Source organism: Vibrio sp. QJM3NY_39 (assembly GCF_057785895.1).
On sequence record NZ_CM173506.1, the window covers coordinates 1354096 to 1376250 of the forward strand.

A 22155-nucleotide genomic window follows, 5' to 3' on the forward strand; every position below is an offset into this window, starting at 1 on the left:
AAGCCTTCCTATTAATAGGGTCAATTGTCTTTTTAATCACCAATTGACCGTTTTCTACTAAAAATAGGTCAAGTTCTTTTTGAATTTGCACCAAATTGTTAATTATCCCACCTCTAGATACATACAATGCAAATGAGATTTATTATTATTTATATTAAGCATTGGTACCGAGGGAATTATGACCACTCACACTCGTTTTAAGTATTCATCATTGGCAGTAGCGTTGCTGACTGCGTTCTCAGCGCAAGCATTTGCGGAAGAAACCGTTACTGCGGCAGATTCGAATGTAGAAACTGTCACTATTATGGGTAAAGCTTATCGTAATACAGCAACTAAATCGGCACTTGAGCCAGAAGAAACACCTCAAGGTATTACAGTCATTGATGAAGAACAGTTAGAGCAACGAGGTGTAAAGTCTCTTAACCAAGCGCTTAGATACGCGCCGGGTGTTGTGACTGAGCAAAAGGGCGCATCAGTAACCATGTACGATACGTTCTCGATTCGTGGGTTTAGTAACAATCAGAGTTACTACGATGGCTTGATTCTGCCGTTCCTGACTGGATGGAACCTGCAACCTCAGATCGACCCTATTGCGATGCAGCAAGTTGAAGTGTTTAAAGGCCCTACGTCTGTGTTGTATGGATCGATGCCGCCGGGTGGTATGGTCAACATGATCGCGAAGGCACCGCAAGAAGACGGGTCGACAAAAGTGGGTGTATCTACAGGCTCAAGAAACTTGATGGAAGCGTCAATTGATACTTCAGGTCAGTTAGGTGACAGTGACTTTTCATATCGTTTAGTTGCACTCGCTCGTAAACAAGACAGCCAAGTTGATAACGCTGAAGAAGAGCGTTATGTGATTGCTCCATCGCTAGATTGGCAGGTATCTGATAGAACACTTATTAACTTCAATCTTTACTATCAGAATGATCCGTCAATGGGTACTAACTCTGCAATGCCGCTCGAAGTATTGAAGGCAAGTGATCCATCTGTGTCGATGGGCGACAAGAACTGGAGTACTTTTGAACGTGAAGTCTTGATGTTAGGTTACAAAATTAACCACCAAATCAATGACAACTGGACTTTCCTTCAGAACGCTCGTTATTCCGATGCGTCGCTATATCAAGAAAACACCTACCATCGCGGTACGAATTTTAACGAAGCAACTGGTAGCTTAATTCGAAATGTGTATAGCACGGATGAAGACTCTCAAAGCTTTGTTATCGACAACCAAGTATCAGGTCGCGTCGAGGTTGCTGGGCTAGAGCATAACTTATTGTTTGGTCTCGATTACCTAAAACTGACGGGCGACTCTTTGTATCAAGAGTTCACCGCGAACGCTGGTTTCTACGGATTTAACGCATACAACCCAAATAATGACTTGCTTGATAAGAGTCAGCTACAAGAGAATTATCGTGAATCACATGACATCACGACCGAGCAACTGGGCTTGTATTTCCAAGATCAAGTTCGCTACGACGCGCTGGTTTTACTTGCTGGTGGACGTTACGACATGTTCAAAGCGAGTGACGATAAAACGAGTACTTACCCAACAAGCGATGGCACAGAAAAAGCGGATCACAATCAGTTCTCTTACCGCGTAGGTGCTTTGTATGAGTTAGATAATGGCATCTCTCCATTTGTAAGTTACGCGACGAGTTTTGAACCAGCTGCTGGTACTGATATTAACGGTAACTCGTTGAAACCTCAGCTGGGTGAGCAAGTCGAACTAGGTGTGAAATACCTGTCTGCTGATATGGCACAGCAACTTACAGCATCATACTTTTACATTACTAAGAAAGATTCAATTGCTGCCGATCCATCAGATCCAACGTATCGCTCTAAGATTCAGTTAGGCGAAGTGCGTTCTCAAGGTGTCGAAGTTGAAGGCAGATGGTTTGTAACTGAAGATTGGGATGTTAATGCGAGCTATACGTATGTCGACATGGAAGTGACTGAAGATGCGAACCCAGATCTAGAAGGAACGACACCAATTTACGTACCGACACACGCTGCGAATTTATGGAGTAATTACTATGTCTATGGTGGTGCTTTAGCGGGTACACGTTGGAGCGCGGGAGCTCGTTACATGGGTGACATGGAGATGGATGCAACAAACACTCAGGGCAAAGTACCGTCATACACGGTTGTCGATCTATCCGTGGGTTATGACTTAGGTGAAGCAAGCGACACACTCTCTGGTGCAACGGCTAACTTGCTGGTTAATAACCTATTTAATGAAGAGTACTACACCTGTTACGACCAATCGAACTGCTGGTTCGGTGCGGAGCAGTCTGTAGAGCTAAGCGTCAACTATGAATTCTAACTAAGTTAGTGTATCCAATTTAAAGCAGCCTAGTTAAGGCTGCTTTTGTCGTTTGAAGAAATATAGAATTTAGATTGAGTAGGCAACAGTATGAATTTACAACGAATAGCTTCCCATTTTTCTAAAGTAAAGAGCTTGAATGCAAAGCTAGTGGTATCCGTGTTGGCGAGCGCTTTATCGTTTAATGCGATGGCCAATTTTCAAGTTGAAGACAGTGAGGGTGTTAAAACCCTTGAAGCACAACCGGCTAGAGTGGCTGCGCTGAACTGGGACATAGCCGAACAAGTGATTGAACTCGGTGTAGCACCAGTAGCAGTACCTGATATTGCAGGTTATACCGATTGGGTTGTTCAACCTGCTATTCCAGAAGGCGTGGCGGACATTGGCACTCGAACTGAGCCTAATTTCTCTGCTTTGAAGAAGCTAAACCCTGATGTGATTCTTATCGCTTCTCCTCAGAAAGATCTTCAGGAACGACTTTCTGAAATTGCGCCCGTGCTTTACTACCAAACATACAGTGACCAGCACAGCAATGCGGCGGCTGCTATCGAGAACTTCAAGAAGATCGGACAGTTGCTTGGTAAAGAAGAACAAGCGAACCAAAAGCTGGCCGTAATGGATGAGCGTATCGCGGTTTTAAAAGCTGAGTTAGACAAAGCGTATCCGGGCGATAAACCGAAAGTCACTTCTTTCCGTTTTGCGAGCACCACATCGGTGTTCATTTACGGCGATAACTCTATTCCACAATACGCACTTGAACAGCTAGGCTTTGACAATGCGATGGATCTTCCTGCAAGTCAGTGGGGCATCAGTCAAAAACGCATGACCGAGCTTAAGAACGTGAAGAACGGTATTGCGCTTTACTTTGAACCTTTCCCATATCAAGACAAGCTAGACCGTTCTCCGGTTTGGAAGAGCATGCCTTTCGTTCGCAAGGGTCAATTTAGCCCAGTCGCGGCAAGTTGGAGTTACGGCGGTGCAATGTCGATTTTGTATAACGCAGAAGCCATGGCGAAATCGCTATTGACGGTAGCGGAGCAGTAATGAAATCCAGTGGTTTTATGATGGGGGCTGCGCTGTTTTGCGCTGCTCTTGTTCATTTGTGGTTAGGGCAGTCGGAATTTGGCCCTATTAGTGAGTTGCTCCAGCAAGTCTCACAGATCAGTGATATCACTACGTTCAACTCAATGGTCGATGATTCATTCGAGTTGATGGCGTTAGCCTATGTCAATTTACCTCGTTTAGTGATGGCGATTTTGGTTGGTGGGACACTCGGTACTATCGGTAGTTTGTTCCAACAGTTAACGCAAAACCGCATGATGTCTCCGCTTACACTCGGTACATCATCAGGCGCTTGGCTTGGTCTGGTTATTCTGAATGTGGTTGCGCCGATGTTGGTCGCTCAGTATTCAGTTTGGTTTGCTCTAATTGGTGCGCTGCTTGCGATGGGGCTGATTGTTTCGATTGTCGGAATCAAAAACATGAGCGGTTTGCCAATTGTATTGGCGGGTATGGCGGTCAACTTATTGCTAGGGGCATTTGCAACGGCGATTATTCTACTCAACGACCAGTACGCACAGAATCTGTTTGTATGGGGAGCTGGCGACCTAGGGCAAAATGGCTGGGAACAAGTGCTTTGGTTGATGCCTAAGCTGTTGCCGATTTTTGCCATATTCTTCTTAGCTCCGCGAGTTCTGACTTTGCTTTCGATTGGTACTGAAGGGGCTGCAGCACGCGGGCTTAATATTGGCACGACCTTCTTTGTGCTAATGGCAATCGGCGTTTGGTTGGTTTCAGTGTCGATTACCTCAGTGGGCGTGATCAGCTTTATCGGCTTGATTGCTCCGAACATTGCTAGGCATCTCGGTTTTCTAAAGGCGAAATTTGAACTCATCGCAAGCTGTGTATTAGGTGCGTTACTGCTGTGTGTCACTGACAGCTTGGCTATCTTCTTGGCGCAGTGGTCTTTGGACATGATTCCAACAGGAACGGCAACTGCTGTGGTTGGTGCTCCTGCGTTGATTATTATTGCGAGAAAGCAATTATCGGCTCAAGATCAGCTGTTTTTCTCGATGCCTAAAGGTCCAAAGTCTATTTCACCTGTGGCTTACTTCTTGTTGGGGACGATGATCTTGGGGCTGTTGGCGTTGAGTACATTGTCTCAGCCTTCTTCTGATATGGGCTACTTTGTTATTCCAGACGCATTTGAATGGTCTATTCGTTGGCCTAGAATGTTAACCGCGATATTCGCTGGTGGCGGCTTAGCGGTGGCGGGTGTGATTTTACAAAGATTGGTCTACAACCCGCTCGCAAGCCCAGATATCCTTGGTGTGTCGGCGGGTGCAGTTCTGGCATTGATTTTCAGTAGCTTATTCATGGGCTATTCGATTCACTCACTAAGCCCGTGGGTTGCATTTTTAGGTAGTGCGATTGCACTTTGTTTATTGCTGTTTCTTGGAAAGAAGCATCAGTTTGCTCCGTCTATTCTAATTCTGACAGGTATCTCGTTGACCGCGGTATTGGAAGCTTTGGTGCAATTCTCTCTAACGCGAGTGGGTGAGGGGAAATACACCTTATTGGCTTGGTTAGCAGGGTCCACCTATCGTGTTGAACCTGAGTCTGCCACTATAATGGCTGTCGTGATTACGGCTTGCATAGGTGTTGCTCTATTGTTGAGTCGTTGGGTGACGTTAATTGCGACTGGACGTCAGTTCGCGAGTGCCAGAGGGTTGAATATCAATATCGCCTACGTGGCATTGTTGTGTATTGTTGCGATCTTATGTTCGGTCGTGACAACCACCATGGGACCTGTCGCGTTTATCGGCTTGTTAGCTCCGCATATCGCTGCAATGATGGGGGCTCGTTTGGTTCGAGAGCAGATCATCTTGTCGTTTTTAATTGGTGCTGCACTCATGCTATTTGCAGACTGGTTAGGGCAAGTGGTGGTATTCCCAGCTCAACTCGCTGCAGGGACGTTAGTTTCCATTATTGGTGGTAGCTACTTCATCTTCTTGTTATTGAAATCTCGAAGAACATAGGTTCTCCCAAAACTGAGAGTCCTTGATTATCAAAGCTACTGGTATTCAAAGCTACGAATAAAAAGCAGTGAATGGAGCGATCCATCACTGCTTTTTTATTTATGTCGTTTGTGTAAAGGGGCGGTGTTAAGCAACACAGGTCTCGCTTCTTAATGTGCAAGTTTGGCATATGTTAATAAAATGTATAATCTAAAGGTCTGACCACTTATAAGGTAGCCACCATGCCAAACCTCGATCGTATTACTTGTTCTATCGATGAAAACCAAATTGCGACGGTTGTGTTGAATCGACCCGATAAGCTCAATGCTATTGATATGGCGATGTTTGAAGCCGTTAATGACATGATAAGTGAGCTCAAGAAGAACAGAGATATTCGAGCTGTTATTGTTAAAGGCAGTGGTTCCGATTTTTGTTCTGGTTTAGATGTTAAATCGTTATTGAACAGTAAAGTAGGGGCGATGAAGCTTTTGTTCAAATGGTTACCGACATTACCTAATGCTGCGCAGCACTTTTCGCTTGGTTGGCGAGAGATCCCATGTCCTGTCATTTTTGCGATTCATGGTCGTTGTTGGGGAGGCGGCCTTCAATTAGCCAGTGGTGGTGATTTTAGGATGGCCAGTCCAGATGCGACTTTCTCGATACTGGAAGCCAAATGGGGTTTGATTCCTGACATGGGAGGCGCCATCGCATTTCGAGAGTTAATGCGTAAAGATCACACCTTAGAAATGGCGATGACCGCTAAAGTGATCGACTGTGAAACAGCGAAAGACTATGGGCTGGTAACCAAGATTGCCGAAGACCCTTACGCTGAAGCTTATGCGTTGGCACTTGAATGTGCGAATCGGTCGCCAGATGTCGTCGCAGCTAATAAGAAACTTTACAACAAGACTTGGTGGTCAAGCCCTGGCATGGCCGTATTTTACGAGACCTGGTATCAGATAAAGGTAGGGTTAGGTAAGAACAGAGCAATTGCTGCTCAACGTGAAATTCATCGAGACAAGCCACGTTCATACGTCGCGAGAAAGTTCAAATAACGTTTGTACAGGAATAACGGATATTCCATTTGTTTATGGGGCTTTGCGGTAACCTTAGAGCAATTTAATGTCTAAGGCTAAATGAGCAATCTGATGAACAAAACTTTTACTTACTCGCTAGCTGCCACCGCAATTTTTACAAGCTTAAATGCTTTCGCAAGTGGTTTGTTTTTGCAAGAAGCTGTTGTCGCCAATGCCGGTACTACTGGTGCCGGTGATGGTGTTTACACTCGTTCGGCTGCGGCGATGTGGACCAACCCAGCCACCATGTCACACATGGGCGAAAGCAAGACTACCATTAATACTATGGCGTTTGATCTTGAGATGAAATATCAAGATAACCAAGATTCTAGCGATGATGGAAAAGGGCACTCAGTTCTTCCCTCATTTGGTGCCTTTCATGCTCATCAAGTCACAGACAAACTACACTTTGGTATTGCGCTTGGTGCTGTTGGCGGTTCAAGCCTCGATTATGGCAGTGATTGGGCGGGTGCTGCACTTCTAGAAGATATCACTCTCACAGCAATGCAAGTGAATCCATCACTGAGTTATAAGCTGAATGACCAGTGGTCAGTAGGCGCGGGTGTGCAATTGAGCTGGGCAGCATTTGAGCAGTCAACTTCTGGGTTTACAGCTAAACAAGATACCGATTGGACCTATGGATATAACCTTGGTGTGATGTATACACCAACGGATAAACTTAAGTTGGGTGCCAGCTACCGCTCGAAACTAGAACATGAGTTTAAGAATGAGTTAAAAGGCCCATTACCTGGTAGCAATCGTTCTTTATCTACGGATATTGCGTTACCTGAGATTGTCGATGTCAGTGCTAGTTATGCCTTGAACCAACAACTTGACCTATTGGCAAGTATTCAGTTCCATCGTTGGAGCGCGTGGGACGAGACAGTACTAGACTTTGGTGCATCAGTTGGTGGTGACCCTACAGGCGGAATTCCAATCAAGCGTGACTGGGATGATGTTTGGAAATTTGCGGTTGGTGCTGATTATCAATTGAATTCAGACTGGCGTTTAAAAGCGGGCTTCTCTTACGAAACCTCTCCACAAGATGATCCGTCAATGCAATGGGTTGACCTCCCTGTTGGCGAACAGTATCGCTACTCAGTAGGTGCTTCAACGTATTGGGATGATATCTTGATCGACGTGTTCTACGAATACGCTGACTTGGGTTCGGTTGAAATGGATCGTCTAATGGTTGATGGTTCGTTCGACGGCCGTATCCACTTTGTTGGCGTTAGTGCGACCTTCTAATGACATTACGTAATCTATTACTTGTTGCTGTGGCAACGTTCGGATCGATGGATGCTTTGGCTGAAGAGAAGCACCCTGATGATCCGACTAAAATCGTGACAAAAGCTGGCGTTGCTTATAACGAAGATTTGCAGTTTTCAGGCTCTATTGGTTTAGATGAAGCGCGAATGATCAATGCTCGTGTCAATGCCGACGGTGAAGAGTGGCGATTAGGCGGTTCATGGCTGTTGCCTATGGGTATTGTGAACTTCAACTTTAGCCGTTCTGAATATGACAACGATGCTTATAAGAACAACTACAGTATTGGCACATTTATACCACTGAGCTATTTCGATATTGAGCCGTTCGGTTGGCAAATCTTCCCTATGGCTGGTTACAGCTATAATGACGGCGAAGTAGCTGTTTTCGATGATGATAACGTTGGTTCTGACTATGTGTTGATGCCGAGCTCAACACACGGTGGCTACATTGGTGCGTTTGGTTTAAAAACGATTACTGATGAATGGTCTATCATGGGCTTCGGTGGCGGTTCAATGGGGTCTGATGATTATTCAGGGTATTGGGCAGGCGTCGGTGCTAGCTACAAGTTGAGTGATGCTCAATCATTCAACTTTTTCACTATTTTTGCTGAGGATGACTTCGGTGAAAATAACAGTGTTGGCGCTTCTTATACCTATGAGTTCAAATAGCTTTTCTAACATATCGTCTTAGATAAAAAGAACTGAGTGTAGGCTCACTAATTTAGTGAATCTACACTCAGAACTTATCGCTCTTCTATGAGCTTTCTAGTGTTGAGGTCGTGTTAGCAAGCCGCTTCGTAACGTTCAACATAGCTTTGCATTACCGCGTTCATCGCTTTGGTGATATTTGCGTATTGTGCTTCCTCTAGATTCGCGAGAGACACACGCAGAGACCACGTTGGCGCATCAAAACCTGCCCCAGGCATCACAATCACACCATGTTCTTCTGCAAGGCGTACCAAGAAATCAAGCGGCTCATACGTTTCTTCTAACCATGCGAAGAAATCGTTGCTGTGAATCGTTTGAGCAATCTCTTTCAGATCAATCTCCACGTAATAGAATGCACCGGTTTGATCGCCTTCAGCAACGATTGGCGCGGCTAAGTTATTCTGCATTAGAGTGTGGTAGCGACGACGCACAATTTGTTTCGCGAGTCGTTTGTATTCTTCACCATCCTTCATCAAAGACAGTAGCGAGAACATTGTCATCTGAATCTGCTGAGGTGTTGAAAGACCGGCCGTATGGTTCAGTGCTACTGCACGGCTGTCTGCCACTAAACGATCAATGAACTTAATCTTACTCGGCTCAAGTGCAATGCCTTGGTATCTTGCCGTTAGTGTGCCTCTGGTTTCCTCTGGAAGATCAGCAATCATACGGTCGAAGTTGTTGTCTTCATGTACGCCAATCACGCCTAAACGCCAGCCTGTTGCACCAAAGTACTTAGAGTATGAATACACTAGAATAGTGTTCTTCGGAGCCAGCATTGCTAATGATGTGAAGTTATCAGCGAAAGTGCCATAAACATCATCAGTAAGAAGGATTAGGTCAGGGCGACGGTTAGCAACCTCTGCAATCTTATAGAGTGTCTCATCGCTTAATCTAACCGAAGCTGGGTTGCTTGGGTTAACGAGGAAGAAAGCTTTAACACTTGGATCGTTAAGTTTTTCTAATTCAGAGTCTGGGATTTGCCACGCAGACGCTTCATCCGCCATGATTTCTACTTTGTTGAGCGCGTAATCTTCTAGCTCTGGCATTTCGATATACGGAGTGAAAATCGGCGCACCAATCGCGATGGTGTCACCAGGGTTCAATAGTCGGTTGCTCTTTAGCGTGTTAAAGATGTAAACCATGGCCGCTGTGCCACCCTCAACGGCGAACAAGTCAAACTTTCCTGCAGGTAATGGCTGCGAGCCCGCCATTTCTTGCTCAATGTATTTGCGAGCAATAAGTTCTGAATATTTGAGCATGCGATCAGGCACTGGGTAGTTGTTACCTAGAATCCCCTCAACCCATTCATAAATAAGCGCATCACCGTCTACCTGATATTGATCCGTAATAAACTGGAAGGCTTCAATGAGGAATTGCACACCTTCTTGGTCTTCGTATTTTTCACAAAACTGAAGAAAGCGTAGGCTAATATCCTGTTGAACTCCCATTCCACCAAAGCCTTCATACCCTGAGAAATTCGATTTTGATTCTTCTAGTGCAAACATACCTAATTGGAAAAAGGCTTCACGTGGCGCTGTCGCGACCCAGTTTGGGTTACCACGACCAGCGTTGATCATGGTTTTCTCATGTGAATGTTGAGCAAGGTCGATCAGTGTGTTTTTTACTTCGAATGGGCTTAGTGTTTCTAGGCGTTTTTCATCTGTGCGTTTCATAGTAGGTTCTCTTTAAATTTGTTTAAGATCCAAGTTTTTTGGATATATAAATGAGTTAATTTCTTTGAGCAGCTAGCCTGCTTGGCTAGCTACTGTGTTAAGTAGTTAATGAATAAGTTGAATCATCAATTGGCTGATTCGATGTTGATTACGAGATTTTGGTAATGAGGTTGATGATGATCGGACCCCATAAGGTGAGGAAGATATTGGCAACCGCATAAGTCATCGTGAAACTCGGTACTGGTGTGCTGTTTTGTGTTTTTTCTAGTAGCGATGCGAATGCAGGGTTTGCACTGCGGCTACCCGCGATAACCGCTAGCGCTTCTACTGGTTTTTGATTTTGAGTACGTAGTAGTTGAATAGGAACGTCAGTACTTGAGGAATTAGAGTGACCAACACACCTAGCAGTAAGAGCGTTACGCCATTCTCTTTGATTGCCGTCAGCGCTGGAGCGCCTGCATTAATACCAACAACCGCAACAAATACTGCAAGGCCGAATGTCTGCATAAAGTTGGCTGCGCCGTGGTTAACACTGCCTAAACGAGGTGTACGCATTCTTAGGTAGCCCACAAGTAGGCCGGAAACCAGACAACCTAAACCTGAACCTAGAGCGATATGAGAACCACCGATAGTGAAACCAATCTCGCCAATCAGATAGCCAAGCACCATGCCGAAAGACATTGTTACGAAGTCAGTAACACTAGGCTGTGGGCTGTTGTAGCCAATTTTTTTGATGACTTTAGCTATGTCTTCTTTTTGTCCAACTAAGGTGATTTCGTCACCAATGTGCAGTTCGGTTTCTGGCAAAGTCGAAATATCATGGCCCATGCGTGATAGCTGAGTGATATAAACACCACGACGAATACGTGCATTCGTTTCATCGTGAAGCTTACGTAGCGTAATACCCGCTAGTTTCTTATTCGTGAGTACGACCTTCTGTTGTGTTTGGACAACATTGCTTTCTTCACTAAATTCACCGAGTTCGATACCCAATGAGGTCACTTTAGGAAATGCCTGAGTCAGACCAGTAAGGTAAACTTTGTCACCCGCCGCTAAAATAGGGTTCTTCGCCAAATCTAACGTTGATTCTGTGTCTTGGTGTGAGCGGTAAATAGCTTCAATTGTGAGGTCAGCATCGAATGCTTCTTCTAACTCGACAACACTTTTCCCAACAAACATAGAGTTCGCGGTCACTTGATAAGCACGAGAAGATACGCGGTTCAATGCAGAGAATTCACTCTCGTTTAGTTGCTTGCTGCCAGCCCCCATTTTTTCCGCAAGCTTCTTCGCTTCTTTGGTTATGTTCCAACCCATTACCATTGGAATGAGTGACATCATTAGAATCGGACCAAGAGAGCCGAAGATGTAGGTGATTGAGTAACCCACAGCCACGTTTGTTTTAAGTGTTGAGGTGACATCTGGCGCTAGGTTCAGCTGATCGATAGCATTACCTGCAGTACCTATGATTGCCGATTGTGTTAAGCCACCAGCCGCAAGGCCCGCCGCTAAACCTTTATCTAGTCCTGCCCATTTAGAGAGCAACACAACCGTGATTAATCCTACAAACGTCATCACAAACGAAGCGAATAAGCGTGTTAGCGATGAAAGGCGGAATGACGAGAAAAACTGCGGACCGCCGTTGTAACCCACCATAAAAATAAATAAAGCAAAGAAGATGCTTTTTACTTCGTTAGAGATCGCGATACCGCCGATCTGACCAAGTGCTACAGCAACAAGCAGTGAACCTGCGATTCCACCTAATTCAAATTTACCGATTTTAATTTTACCGATTAAGTAACCGAGACCGAGTGATAAAAAGAGCGCTATAAACGGATAGTCTCTAAGTTGTTCAATAATAAATGACATAGTAATCCTTGAATGAAATAGCACCATCATTGACGCGCTATTTCATTTTTTAATTTTGTTTAACGTTTGATTAAGCATTAATCAACATTTGGTTGATGAACTGATCTAATACTTTATTTTTAATAATCTGGGATTTATCCAGTCTTCTACTTCTTATGATGCAGTCGCGATGATTTTTATGGTCATGCATTTTATCTTTGTGATGTTTATCATGATGACCATCAGAATGGTGATTGACTAAATGCTTATGACCTTCTGGGTCGCCACCATGTTGACCAGAATGAGAGGGTTGATGTTCTCTATATTCTAAATGGTCTTTATTATGTTTATGGGTAACATCTTCTCCATATATACGTTTCATCTTTTCTTTAATAGCGACTTTAGTATGATTAATTTGATTCGACATAGTTAACTCGTTTATTTGTTTAAGGAACGATGAGAAGTATATCGATCGAGAAAATAGATAAATCATGTTCAAATAAAATAGCAATAAAATAGCAATAAAATAGCAATAAAATAACAATAAAATAAAAATTGAGTTTCGATTGATGTTTTCATCGTAAGTATTTGATTTTTAAAGTTTGATTTTTATTTTATATAAGATTGGGTGGATGTTATATGAGTTTGATTTATTGGCAGTGTCGATAGGTAGAATGACCAGACTTAAAAACAAGGTGAACACATGAGTAAGTATAAAGGCGTTATCGTCGGGTCAGCTCTTTTTATATTACTGTCTTTTGTATTTGGCTTTCATTATGTAAAAGGTGAAATGATCAAAGAGAAGGTCGCTAATTTTAAATTGCCAGCTATATCTGTAACAACGGAAAAAGTAAATCAAGATACTTGGGATAAAAGTTTAAAAGTCATTGGTAACATTCATTCTAATCAATCTATTGATGTGACGAGCCAAATGTCAGGCCAAGTAAAAGAGATTCTCTTTACTTCAGGTCAGCAAGTAAATAAAGGTGATGTTCTTGTTAAATTGGATGATGCGTTATTGAAGTCCAACTATAAGAGCCAGCTATCCAAAGTTGAATTGGTAAGAGTCGAATTGATGAGAAACAAATTGCTCCTTAGAAATAACAGTGTTTCAAAAAACTCGGTTGATAAGCTACAAGCTCAATTTAATGCTGAAGGTGCAAAGCTGGAATATATTGTTACGCAAATTGACTACATGAAAGTGAAAGCGCCATTTTCTGGCAGCGTTGGGATTCGTAATATCGATGTGGGTGACTTTATTAATTCAAGTACAGCGATTGTCGAACTGGAAGACAAATCAAAGCAATATGTCGATTTCTCTATTCCAGAGCTTTATTTACACGATGTGAAGGTAGGGCAAGATTTACAGTTTAATTCAGAAGCAACGAATGACGAAGTCTTTCACGGCACGATTTCTGCCATTGAACCGAGCTCAGACAGCAACACGCACAATATCGAATTGAGAGCCATGGCTAACCAAGCCGTGCCGTTAGAGGCGGGTATGTATGTCGACGCTACGTTAATCACATCAGAATCGGACACTATCGTGGCAGTACCTTCTGTTGCGATCAGTTACACCTTATACGGAAACACCGTGTTTGTGTTGGATACGTCGACTAAAAAGGCCAGCGAACATTCGAGCAACGATGCATCACCATTCTACGAGTACAAGGTTGTGCAGCGCACTGTTGAAGTCGGCCCCAAACAAGGCGGTTATGTTGGTGTGGTTTCGGGCTTGAAAGAGGGGGATGTGGTTGTGACTTCAAACCAACACCAACTCAAGAATAGTGGATGGGTTCTAGTTAATAACCAACATCCGCTGATTACTGACAAAAGTACTAAGCAAAGTAACTAGGAAACTCCCATGACATTTACTGATGTATTTATCAAACGTCCAGTTTTGGCTACGGTATTAAGCCTTGTACTGTTGGTGTTAGGCCTTAAAGCCTTCACCTCACTGCAAGTGCGTCAATATCCAGAAATTGAAACAGGCGTTATCACCATTACAACGAGTTATCCAGGTGCCAGTGCATCCAGCGTTCAAGGGTATGTGACGCAGCCACTGCAGGCAGAAATTGCTCAAACAGCGGGCATTGATTACATGACATCGGATAGTGCTCTGGGTAAGTCGGTTATCACGGTTTATTTGAAGCTAGGGTATCCGTCTGATAGTGCTTTGACCGAAATTTTGTCTCTCGTGCAGCAAGTGAAATATAAGCTGCCGTCGGGTGTATTGGACCCGAGTATTCTTAAATCGACGTCTCAATCTCCGATCTTATATGTTTCATTTTCGAGTGACACATTGAAGACGGAGCAAGTCTCGGACTATGTGAGCCGCGTAGTTAAGCCGACTTTCTCTACTGTTGAGGGGGTGTCAAAGGTTGACATATTGGGGCAAGAAGATTTTGCAATGCGAATCTGGCTGAACCCTCAACGACTGGCTTCATATGGTCTGACGGCTGAAGATGTTCAAAACGCGCTTCGTGCAAATAACATTGTGAGTGCGGCGGGCAAGTTGCAAAACCCTTATATCGAAGTTGATATTAACGCCCATACCGATTCAAGTTCGGTAGACGATTTCAAGAACATGGCTTTGAAAGCGCATGACGGGCAACTGGTGCACTTAAAAGATGTGGCGACGGTTGAACTAGGCGCAGCAAACTATGACTCAGACGTTGAGTTCAATGGTGTGACTACCGTATCAACGGCGATCAGCAATACGGCAACATCTAATCCATTGACCGTTGTTGAAGGCATTTACGAATTGCTTCCACAGATCCAAGCAGGCTTACCTGAAGGTATTAAAGCGGATGTAATCTATGACTCGACTAAGTTTATCGAAACCTCAATTGATGAAGTAGCAAAAACCTTAATCGAAGCCGCACTGATCGTAGTCATCGTTATCTTCGCCTTTTTGGGCTCAATGCGAGCGATGTTGATACCACTTGTAACGATTCCTTTGTCATTGATTGGCTCTATGTTCTTCATGTTGAGCATGGGCTTCAGTATTAACCTGTTGACGCTGCTTGCCATGGTATTAGCAATATCGCTGGTGGTTGATGATGCCATCGTTGTTGTGGAAAACACCTTTCGTCACTTAGAAGATGGAACCAGCCCAATTAAGGCTGCTATAGACAGTGCTCGTGAAATTGCAGGCTCGGTTATCGCGATGACCATTACATTGGCCGCAGTGTATGCGCCGATTGGTTTCATGGGGGGGCTCACCGGTAAGTTGTTTACTGAGTTCGCATTCACTTTGGCGGGTTCAGTACTAATTTCGGGTTTCATCGCCTTAACGCTAACGCCGATGATGTGTTCAAAACTGCTTAATAAATCGGTTCTCGACGGAAAACTGGTTAAGAAAATCGATGCGGTAATTGAAGGCGTAACAGAGCGCTATCGTAAAGTGCTCGAACATGTGTTGAATAACCGTGTTTATATTTGGCCTGTGGTAGGAACGTTGCTGATCAGTCTGGTGTTCATGTTTATGAATACTTCATCTGAACTGGCACCTGAAGAAGATCAAGGCGTGATGATTGTGATGGGACAAGGTCCTGCACAAGCGAATACCGATTACATTCGCCACTTTACTCCGGCTCTGATTGACTCTATCAACAAGAACGATGAAGTCGAAATGACCATGCTAGATAACGGTTACATGAACAACAATGCGTTCTTTGGTTTGGGTGTATTGAAAGATTGGGATTCGCGTGACGCAACGGCAAAAGAGGTAATGCAACGTTTCGAAAAAGAGAGTTCTGTATTACCGGGTTTGCAGGTGTATACCTTCTCTCCACCGGATTTGCCAGGCACGCCGCAAGGTCTGCCATTCCAAATGGTTCTGAAAACGCCAACGGGTTCTTATCAGGATCTCTATCAGTACGCTGAAAAACTGAAAGAGTACGCACAGAAGAGTGGCAAGTTCATCTATGTGCAAAACGACCTGAATTTTAATAAGCCACAGGTAGAGATTCGCATCGACCGCGATAAAGCGGCTCAGATGAACGTGAACGCACAAGACATAGGTACCGTGTTGTCTCGCTTTATCAGTGAAGGCTTCGTGAATTACTTCTCGATGGATCAGCGCAGCTATCAAGTTATCACTCAGGTACCTAACGAGAACCGTAACTCTTGGGATGATCTGAAGAGCTACCACGTACGCTCTAACACCAATGAGATGGTCCCGCTGGCGTCATTGATTGAAATTAGCCAATCAGTACAGCCATCGAAAGTGGATCAGTTTCAACAGCTTAATAGCGCCATGATTGAAGCGAAAATGATGCCGGGAATCAGTATCGGTGAAGCCTATAAAGTGATGGAAGAAGGGGCAGCGAAGATATTGCCTAAATCTTATACGACGGATACTTCAGGCCAATTGAGACAGTTCCTACAAGAAGGCTCTTCACTGGTTACGACGTTCTTCCTTGCTCTTGTGATTATTTACTTGGTTCTGGCTGCTCAATTTGAAAGTTTGCGAGACCCACTAGTGGTATTAACCAGTGTGCCATTGTCTATCTTTGGTGCTCTGATGCCACTGTATTTAGGCATTGATACGCTCAACATATACACCGAAGTAGGGCTGGTGACCTTGATAGGCTTAATCAGTAAGCACGGTATTCCGATTGTGGAGTTTGCAAACCAAATGCAACAGGAATTGAAATGTAGCCGACGCGAGGCCGCTATTCGTTCAGCGACTGTTCGAATGAGACCAGTATTGATGACCACAGCTGCGATGGTTGTCGGTGTCGTACCGCTGCTCATAGCAAGCGGAGCCGGTGCGCAAAGCCGTTTCTCTATTGGTTTGGTCATCACGGTTGGTATGTCGGTGGGTACATTATTCACTCTGTTCGTTGTACCAACGATATACACCTACTTGGCTGCGGATCACCGCGGGCAAGAGCAAGAAGTTTAGTCCGTTATCCAGTTTGTTATTTTATTCACTAGTATTTAGCTCACAAGAAGCACATCGCCTGTATGGGCTGTGTGCTTCTTAATGATCGAGAATTATAAACTCATCAATGCTTGATACCCAATTTGGATTCAATCTCGGTGATGTTACTTTTGAAAAACAGTGTTTGAGCGACTTTCAAAACTACAGGGTGGCCAGATTCTAATATCGCTTCATAGTAATACTCTTCCGCCATTGAAGGGTTGCCTTGAGATTCTTCAATTTTTGCCAAGATAATCATAGACATCACACTGTATTCATTCCTCGGGATCAAGCTCAGATAGTATTCGGCTTGGTTAGGGTTATCTTCAGTGAGGAAGTAGGCTGCTAACGCGTCATAGACTCGATAAGAGTTAGCATTGTTCTGAGCATTTAGTAACTGTTTTTTGAATTTCTTATTGAGCGCTTCAACCTGCTTATTCTTATTCTTCGATCTCATTATAAAAATGTCGGCAAGCTCATACATGTAACGGTTCGACATAATGAAGTGGTTGTCGGGTTCTAGCTCATTGGCTTGGGCGATCTTAGACAAGGTGTCGGTTCTGTCTAATGTCATGAAGGTGAGTCCGAGCGCTTCAAGGGTGAGCTTTAAGGCTTCTTCTTGTTTGGGTAACTCAGAGATTTGTTGCTTTAATATCGATTTTTGAATATCCAAACTAAATGAATCCAACAGGTCATCGAGCATTGAACGCATGGTCGTGTGGAGTGAAGCTGGGTCAATCAGGTAATCTCGACCTAGGTGTCTGAAGTTAGAAATTCGGTTGAAGTAGGTGATATCAAGGTATTCTCTATCACCATCAATTTCACTCTTGAAACTGATCACGTTGGCTGAATTTGGCACCAAGGTTTCATCGATTACGACACGAAAATCGCGATAGGTGGTCAAGTAGCTCATTAATTTATGGATGATCCCACGCTTAAAGGCATCCGTCTTCAAGTTGTCATCGATACTTACGTAGATGTATCTAGGCTCTAAAGACAAGTAGTGCACAGATTCGTGTGCTTTGTGGGCATCTAGATTTTGGCTGTCTGCTGTTTGATTAAGACGATTTTGTTCCGTTGATTGATTTGAGTCAGCGAGTGGTTGGTTTGATTCATTAGCGGCGGTATTTAAACTGCTCAAATCGAAGGCGTCCGATGTAGGGCTGGTCGGTTTTAACGTCCACCAAATAAGTCCAAGCGCAATAACTATAGCGCCCCCAAACATCACAGCACGAGACGTTTTTTTCTGAGGTTTATTGGCTGCTATAGGCGCTTGTTTGTCGTTTGCTGTTTTATTTACAGGTGACTGTTGAATGAACTGTGCTGTACTCGAATCGGTATGGCTTGGATCGACATAGCTCGAATCGCTAGGTCTCGAAGCGCTAGGTTGCGGATCAACAGGCTGAACAGGCTCTTGTGAAGCAGGTTTTTCTGAGGTTGCATCGATTGAACTCTCTTTAGGTTCTTCGAGTACGGTTTTGGCCTCTGAGCCTTGATCGCTTATTAGGTTCTCACCAGTAACCGATTCTGCTTTTGGTTCGACTTGTTGTTTTTTATCCTCATCCAAAACTGGCGATGTATCTGGTGCGTCTGATTGAGTTGAAGGAAAGGAACCAAAAGCATTAGGTGCATGATTCATGTCTGCAACTGACACGGTATCTGTGGTAACACTTGCAGGTACTAAGATGGTTTTGTGTACATCAACATCGAGTTTATAACCGCGTTTGGGCACGGTGATGATGTGTCCCATGGAATGTCGTTCAGCCGCTTTGAGTATTTTGCGCAGTTCAAAAATGGCTTGCGTGATCACCTGATCTGTCAAGATTGAGCCATTCCAGACTTCATTAATCAGCTCATCTCGTGAGAATACGATCTTAGGATTTTGGCAGAAAAAGTTGAGTAGCTTGGACAAGCGATTGTCGATGATCACGTCTTCATCATTCATGATGAGTTTGTCTTCATCAGGAATAAATAACCACACGTCGAAAGAGTATTGAATGCGTTCTTTTTTCATAACCACCGAGACTAAGTCATTGTATTAAAATTACTTTAGTAGACATGTTTGGGCAATTCAATCAACCAATGCCTAATTATGATAAGTGGTCGTGCTTTTGAGCGGATTAGTAAGAGCCAGCAAAAAAATAAAAATAATATTGAGACTTATTCGCATCTGTTGATCTAAATAAAGGAACGGTTTAAATTGTCTGGTTAGTATCACTACAACATGAATATTATGAGGTTTTTTATGAGTACGGTCGTTGTATGGGGAGCAGGAAGTGGATTGGGTGCTGCAATTGTTGAGCATTTTCACAAACAAGATTATCAAGTGATAGCGATTGCGAGAAGCCCAGAGAAGAACACGCTCTTGGCTGAACTTGGTATCACCACACTGCGTTGTGATGCTACCGATAAAGAACAGGTTGAATCTGTGGTTGCTCAATTACCTAAATCGGCACTGGTCGTTTCTAGTATGGGCAGCTTCAGAGCGGATGTTCCCGTTGATTATATTGGACACCGACATCTGACTGATGCGCTTGAAGCCAATGGTATCGCTCGATTTGTGCTGGTAACGTCGTTAGGTTGTGGTGACTCTTGGCAGTATTTGTCTGAGAGATCTAGAAAAGGGTTTGGCGCAGCGGTTCGTGAAAAGTCGTTGGCTGAAGCTTGGCTAACCTCGAGTTCTCTGGATTACACAATCTTACGTCCGGGTGGCTTGTTAGACGGCGAGGAGACTGGCAACGGTGAGCTGTCCCAGCAGGTCGAAGTTCATGGTGTGATTTACCGGCAAGAAGTGGCGCGACTTATCGAAGCCTTGTTAACCAATGAAGCGAGCATTGGGCAGATCTATCAGTGTGTTGATCCTACGGTTAAATATGGGTAATGCTGTTAAGTCTGAATTTTAGTAAAGCCTTCAAGCTATAAAGCTATAAGCTTATAAATCTGTGAAGCCGTTTAGTGAAATTAAGTGGCTTCTGTTTACTTCCTTTGTCTTCTTTAATTCCTGTCTTTCTGCCTTTTTCTCATATGAGAGTGCCGCTCTCTTAATCTAGATTAAGTTTTCCCTAGTTTATTCTCTGTAGTATCCGCCTGAATCAGTGCCCATGCTTGATGGGTAACTCGCGTAACACGATTTTGAGAGGAAGACACTTGAGCACTTTGTTTACAGAAACCCACATTGGCAAGATGACACTAAAGAACCGCTTCATGAGAAGTGCAACGTGGGAAAATATGGCCACCGAAGATGGGCATATGACAGATAAACTGTACGCTATCTATGAAGAGTTGGCTCAAGGTGAAGTCGGCCTGATCGTGACGGGTTACGCGAACATCGTTGAAGAAGAAAAGCCGAATGCGGGCATGATGGGTATGTATAACGACTCATTCATTTCAGAGTATCAGAAGCTGACTCAACTGGTGCACGACAACGACTCTAAAATCGTGATGCAATTGGCTTATGGTGGCACCAAAACCACGCATGATCTTGGCGAGCGAGTAATCTACGCACCAAGTGAGGTCCCAGAAAAAGGAACTCAAACACTAGGCAAAGCGATGACCAAAGATGAGATCGACTACATTGTTGATGCCTTTGCTCAAGCGTCATTAAGAGCACAGAAGTCACGTTTTGATGGCGTTGAAATTCATGCCGCTCACACTTACCTAATTAACCAGTTCTTAAGCCCTTATTACAACCAACGTGAAGATGAATACGGTGGTAGCCTTGAGAACCGCATGAGATTTTTGTTAGAGATCTATACCGCGACTCGTAAGTTGGTGGGTGATGATTTTCCTATCTTAGTTAAGCTTACAGCTTCTGAGTTTTTTGAGGGTGGCGTGACGTTTGATGAAACTCGCTTGGTGTGTAAGAAGCTTGAAGAAATTGGTGTGGATGGCATTGTCGTGTCAGGTAATATTCATGGTAAAGCCGATACTATGATTGGCGAGTCACACGATGGTTTTACCATTCAAGCGGAAGGTTACTTCCACGAATATGGTCACGCGATCAGCCAAGACGTCGACATTCCAGTGATCACCGTTGGCGGCTTAACGGATTTTGATGCTATCGAAGCGATTGCAAACAACACGGGCATCGAATACTTCGCGCTTTCAAGGCCTCTGCTTTCTGAACCCCATTTAGTTAAGCGTTGGAAGGAGGGGGATAGAAGTCCTGTAGAATGTGAACGATGCTCTAAGTGTCGTACTAAGCGCGGTAACTTCTGCGTGGTGAATAAAGAAAGAAAAGTACAACTTGCTCGCATGTAACCGCTGATCCTAGACCCAAGCGTAAGCCTAAATTTATAAGCGAGTCTAAGTTTGAGCCTGTGTAATCGCGCAGGCTCTTGTTCATTCCGTATTCTACGAAATGATATTTGTAACCTTATTAATCACATTCTTCTGTCAAATGAGTGTGCATTAACGGATACAATATACCTGTAAATTATCTAACCAAGTTATCGATAACAAACTGAGCAAACTTTGAAATTACTGCCTCTCTTAAAGCAACCTCGAATCCACTGACGCCTTTTTAGTTTCAGCGGCATTACGATCATTTCAACTGTGACTACACTATTGATGTATCAGGGCACCCATTGCTACTACGTCAGCGAAACTGTGCACGTTGAATCTGTATTGTCGAATATATTGATATTTAACTAATAAAGATTAATCAGAGGTAAAAATGCAAAACAAGCATTGGTCTAAATTCGAATTGCTGCATGAAGTAGTCAGCAACCCCAACATTCACATCAAAGGTCAACACAGTTACTACAGCGATTGCTGGGACAATGGGTTTGAAGGTTCAGTTGTCCGTTATCTTCATGGTGACGAAGTCAGTCGTCAGTGGGAGCCTCGTTGGGAAATCGACGAACTCTATATTGGTGACTATGTTTGTATCGGGGCAGAAGTGGTCATTCTCATGGGCGGTAACCATACCCACAGAGTCGACTGGTTTTCACTGTATCCATTTATGGATGTGATTGAAGACGCCTATATCGGCAAAGGCGATACCCATATTAAAGATGGGGTGTGGTTAGGCATGCGAGCGATGGTGATGCCCGGAGTTACGATTGGCGAAGGCGCTGTGGTTGCAGCGAATAGCGTTGTGACAAAAGACGTCGCACCCTACAGTATTGTTGGTGGTTCTCCTGCGAAAGTCGTTAAGTACCGTTTTGACAAGTCCGTTATCGAAGAACTGATTTCGATGAAAATATACGACTGGCCTGAAGAGAAGTTTGAGTCATTAAGAAAGCACTTGTGTGATTCGGATTTTACAAAGTTAAAGCAGGCGATTGAGGATTATGACAACAGATTGTAGA

Annotated in this window: 14 protein-coding genes and 1 pseudogene; 11 read left to right on the forward strand and 4 right to left on the reverse strand. The window is 43.9% G+C overall.

Features of this window, described 5'->3' with window-relative positions; all coding sequences use genetic code 11:
* Positions 1 to 178 precede the first annotated feature (178 nt).
* The 6 genes from AC3CHU_RS21915 (at position 179) to AC3CHU_RS21940 (ending at position 8356) form a co-directional block, all read left to right on the forward strand.
* Positions 179 to 2326, forward strand: a complete 2148-nt coding sequence (locus AC3CHU_RS21915; protein ID WP_488525673.1) for a TonB-dependent siderophore receptor — start codon at positions 179 to 181, stop codon at positions 2324 to 2326.
* 90 nt (positions 2327 to 2416) lie between these two features.
* The gene (locus AC3CHU_RS21920) at positions 2417 to 3370 is read left to right on the forward strand and encodes an iron-siderophore ABC transporter substrate-binding protein (protein ID WP_146457654.1); all 954 of its coding nucleotides are present in this window, start codon (positions 2417 to 2419) and stop codon (positions 3368 to 3370) included.
* Complete coding sequence (fhuB, locus tag AC3CHU_RS21925) at positions 3370 to 5364, forward strand: Fe(3+)-hydroxamate ABC transporter permease FhuB (protein ID WP_488525674.1); 1995 nt, start codon at positions 3370 to 3372, stop codon at positions 5362 to 5364. The genes AC3CHU_RS21920 and fhuB overlap by 1 nt, the downstream gene beginning before the upstream one ends.
* 221 nt (positions 5365 to 5585) lie before the next feature.
* Positions 5586 to 6398: a crotonase/enoyl-CoA hydratase family protein gene (locus AC3CHU_RS21930; RefSeq protein WP_488525675.1), complete on the forward strand. Its 813-nt coding sequence runs from the start codon at positions 5586 to 5588 to the stop codon at positions 6396 to 6398.
* A 93-nt stretch (positions 6399 to 6491) separates the two neighbouring features.
* Complete coding sequence (locus AC3CHU_RS21935; RefSeq protein ID WP_114635144.1) at positions 6492 to 7667, forward strand: OmpP1/FadL family transporter; 1176 nt, start codon at positions 6492 to 6494, stop codon at positions 7665 to 7667.
* A complete protein-coding gene (locus tag AC3CHU_RS21940; protein ID WP_114635146.1) occupies positions 7667 to 8356 on the forward strand; it encodes a hypothetical protein in 690 nt (229 codons plus the stop codon). The genes AC3CHU_RS21935 and AC3CHU_RS21940 overlap by 1 nt, the downstream gene beginning before the upstream one ends.
* A 113-nt stretch (positions 8357 to 8469) precedes the next feature.
* Here AC3CHU_RS21940 and AC3CHU_RS21945 read toward each other — a convergent pair whose 3' ends face one another.
* The 3 genes and pseudogenes from AC3CHU_RS21945 to AC3CHU_RS21955 all read right to left on the reverse strand — a co-directional run bounded on the left by AC3CHU_RS21945 (position 8470) and on the right by AC3CHU_RS21955 (position 12340).
* Positions 8470 to 10068, reverse strand: a complete 1599-nt coding sequence (locus AC3CHU_RS21945) for a bifunctional aspartate transaminase/aspartate 4-decarboxylase (protein WP_171317243.1) — start codon at positions 10066 to 10068, stop codon at positions 8470 to 8472.
* Between the two features lie 324 nt (positions 10069 to 10392).
* Entirely contained in the window at positions 10393 to 11934 is a 1542-nt protein-coding gene (locus AC3CHU_RS21950) for an aspartate-alanine antiporter-like transporter (protein ID WP_488525676.1), read from the reverse strand.
* A 146-nt stretch (positions 11935 to 12080) separates the two neighbouring features.
* Positions 12081 to 12340 (reverse strand): annotated as a pseudogene (locus AC3CHU_RS21955) (hypothetical protein).
* 276 nt (positions 12341 to 12616) lie between these two features.
* On the opposite strand from AC3CHU_RS21955, the gene AC3CHU_RS21960 reads away from it, so the two are divergent.
* Together AC3CHU_RS21960 and AC3CHU_RS21965 are read left to right on the forward strand one after the other, a co-directional pair.
* Positions 12617 to 13768, forward strand: coding sequence for an efflux RND transporter periplasmic adaptor subunit (locus tag AC3CHU_RS21960; protein ID WP_488525677.1), 1152 nt, complete (start codon positions 12617 to 12619; stop codon positions 13766 to 13768).
* Between the two features lie 9 nt (positions 13769 to 13777).
* Positions 13778 to 16825, forward strand: coding sequence for an efflux RND transporter permease subunit (locus AC3CHU_RS21965; protein ID WP_488525678.1), 3048 nt, complete (start codon positions 13778 to 13780; stop codon positions 16823 to 16825).
* A gap of 103 nt (positions 16826 to 16928) precedes the next feature.
* On the opposite strand, the gene AC3CHU_RS21970 is transcribed toward AC3CHU_RS21965, so the two are convergent.
* A complete protein-coding gene (locus tag AC3CHU_RS21970) occupies positions 16929 to 18857 on the reverse strand; it encodes a winged helix-turn-helix domain-containing protein (protein ID WP_488525679.1) in 1929 nt (642 codons plus the stop codon).
* A gap of 231 nt (positions 18858 to 19088) precedes the next feature.
* Here AC3CHU_RS21970 and AC3CHU_RS21975 point away from each other — a divergent pair, with 231 nt between their 5' ends.
* From AC3CHU_RS21975 to AC3CHU_RS21985, 3 genes are all read left to right on the forward strand, one after another.
* Entirely contained in the window at positions 19089 to 19724 is a 636-nt protein-coding gene (locus AC3CHU_RS21975) for an SDR family oxidoreductase (protein ID WP_171309403.1), read from the forward strand.
* Positions 19725 to 19990: 266 nt separating this feature from the next.
* Positions 19991 to 21103, forward strand: coding sequence for an NADH:flavin oxidoreductase (locus AC3CHU_RS21980; protein WP_488525680.1), 1113 nt, complete (start codon positions 19991 to 19993; stop codon positions 21101 to 21103).
* Between the two features lie 415 nt (positions 21104 to 21518).
* Positions 21519 to 22154: a CatB-related O-acetyltransferase gene (locus AC3CHU_RS21985; RefSeq protein ID WP_488525681.1), complete on the forward strand. Its 636-nt coding sequence runs from the start codon at positions 21519 to 21521 to the stop codon at positions 22152 to 22154.
* The last annotated feature ends 1 nt before the right edge of the window (position 22155 follow it).

Bases quoted from the DNA above. Each gene is read 5' to 3' on its own strand.
- AC3CHU_RS21915 (WP_488525673.1), top strand. From the start codon at position 179: ATGACCACTCACACTCGTTTTAAGTATTCATCATTGGCAGTAGCGTTG.
- AC3CHU_RS21920 (WP_146457654.1), top strand. From the start codon at position 2,417: ATGAATTTACAACGAATAGCTTCCCATTTTTCTAAAGTAAAGAGCTTG.
- fhuB (WP_488525674.1), top strand. From the start codon at position 3,370: ATGAAATCCAGTGGTTTTATGATGGGGGCTGCGCTGTTTTGCGCTGCT.
- AC3CHU_RS21930 (WP_488525675.1), top strand. From the start codon at position 5,586: ATGCCAAACCTCGATCGTATTACTTGTTCTATCGATGAAAACCAAATT.
- AC3CHU_RS21935 (WP_114635144.1), top strand. From the start codon at position 6,492: ATGAACAAAACTTTTACTTACTCGCTAGCTGCCACCGCAATTTTTACA.
- AC3CHU_RS21940 (WP_114635146.1), top strand. From the start codon at position 7,667: ATGACATTACGTAATCTATTACTTGTTGCTGTGGCAACGTTCGGATCG.
- AC3CHU_RS21945 (WP_171317243.1), bottom strand. From the start codon at position 10,068: ATGAAACGCACAGATGAAAAACGCCTAGAAACACTAAGCCCATTCGAA.
- AC3CHU_RS21950 (WP_488525676.1), bottom strand. From the start codon at position 11,934: ATGTCATTTATTATTGAACAACTTAGAGACTATCCGTTTATAGCGCTC.
- AC3CHU_RS21960 (WP_488525677.1), top strand. From the start codon at position 12,617: ATGAGTAAGTATAAAGGCGTTATCGTCGGGTCAGCTCTTTTTATATTA.
- AC3CHU_RS21965 (WP_488525678.1), top strand. From the start codon at position 13,778: ATGACATTTACTGATGTATTTATCAAACGTCCAGTTTTGGCTACGGTA.
- AC3CHU_RS21970 (WP_488525679.1), bottom strand. From the start codon at position 18,857: ATGAAAAAAGAACGCATTCAATACTCTTTCGACGTGTGGTTATTTATT.
- AC3CHU_RS21975 (WP_171309403.1), top strand. From the start codon at position 19,089: ATGAGTACGGTCGTTGTATGGGGAGCAGGAAGTGGATTGGGTGCTGCA.
- AC3CHU_RS21985 (WP_488525681.1), top strand. From the start codon at position 21,519: ATGCAAAACAAGCATTGGTCTAAATTCGAATTGCTGCATGAAGTAGTC.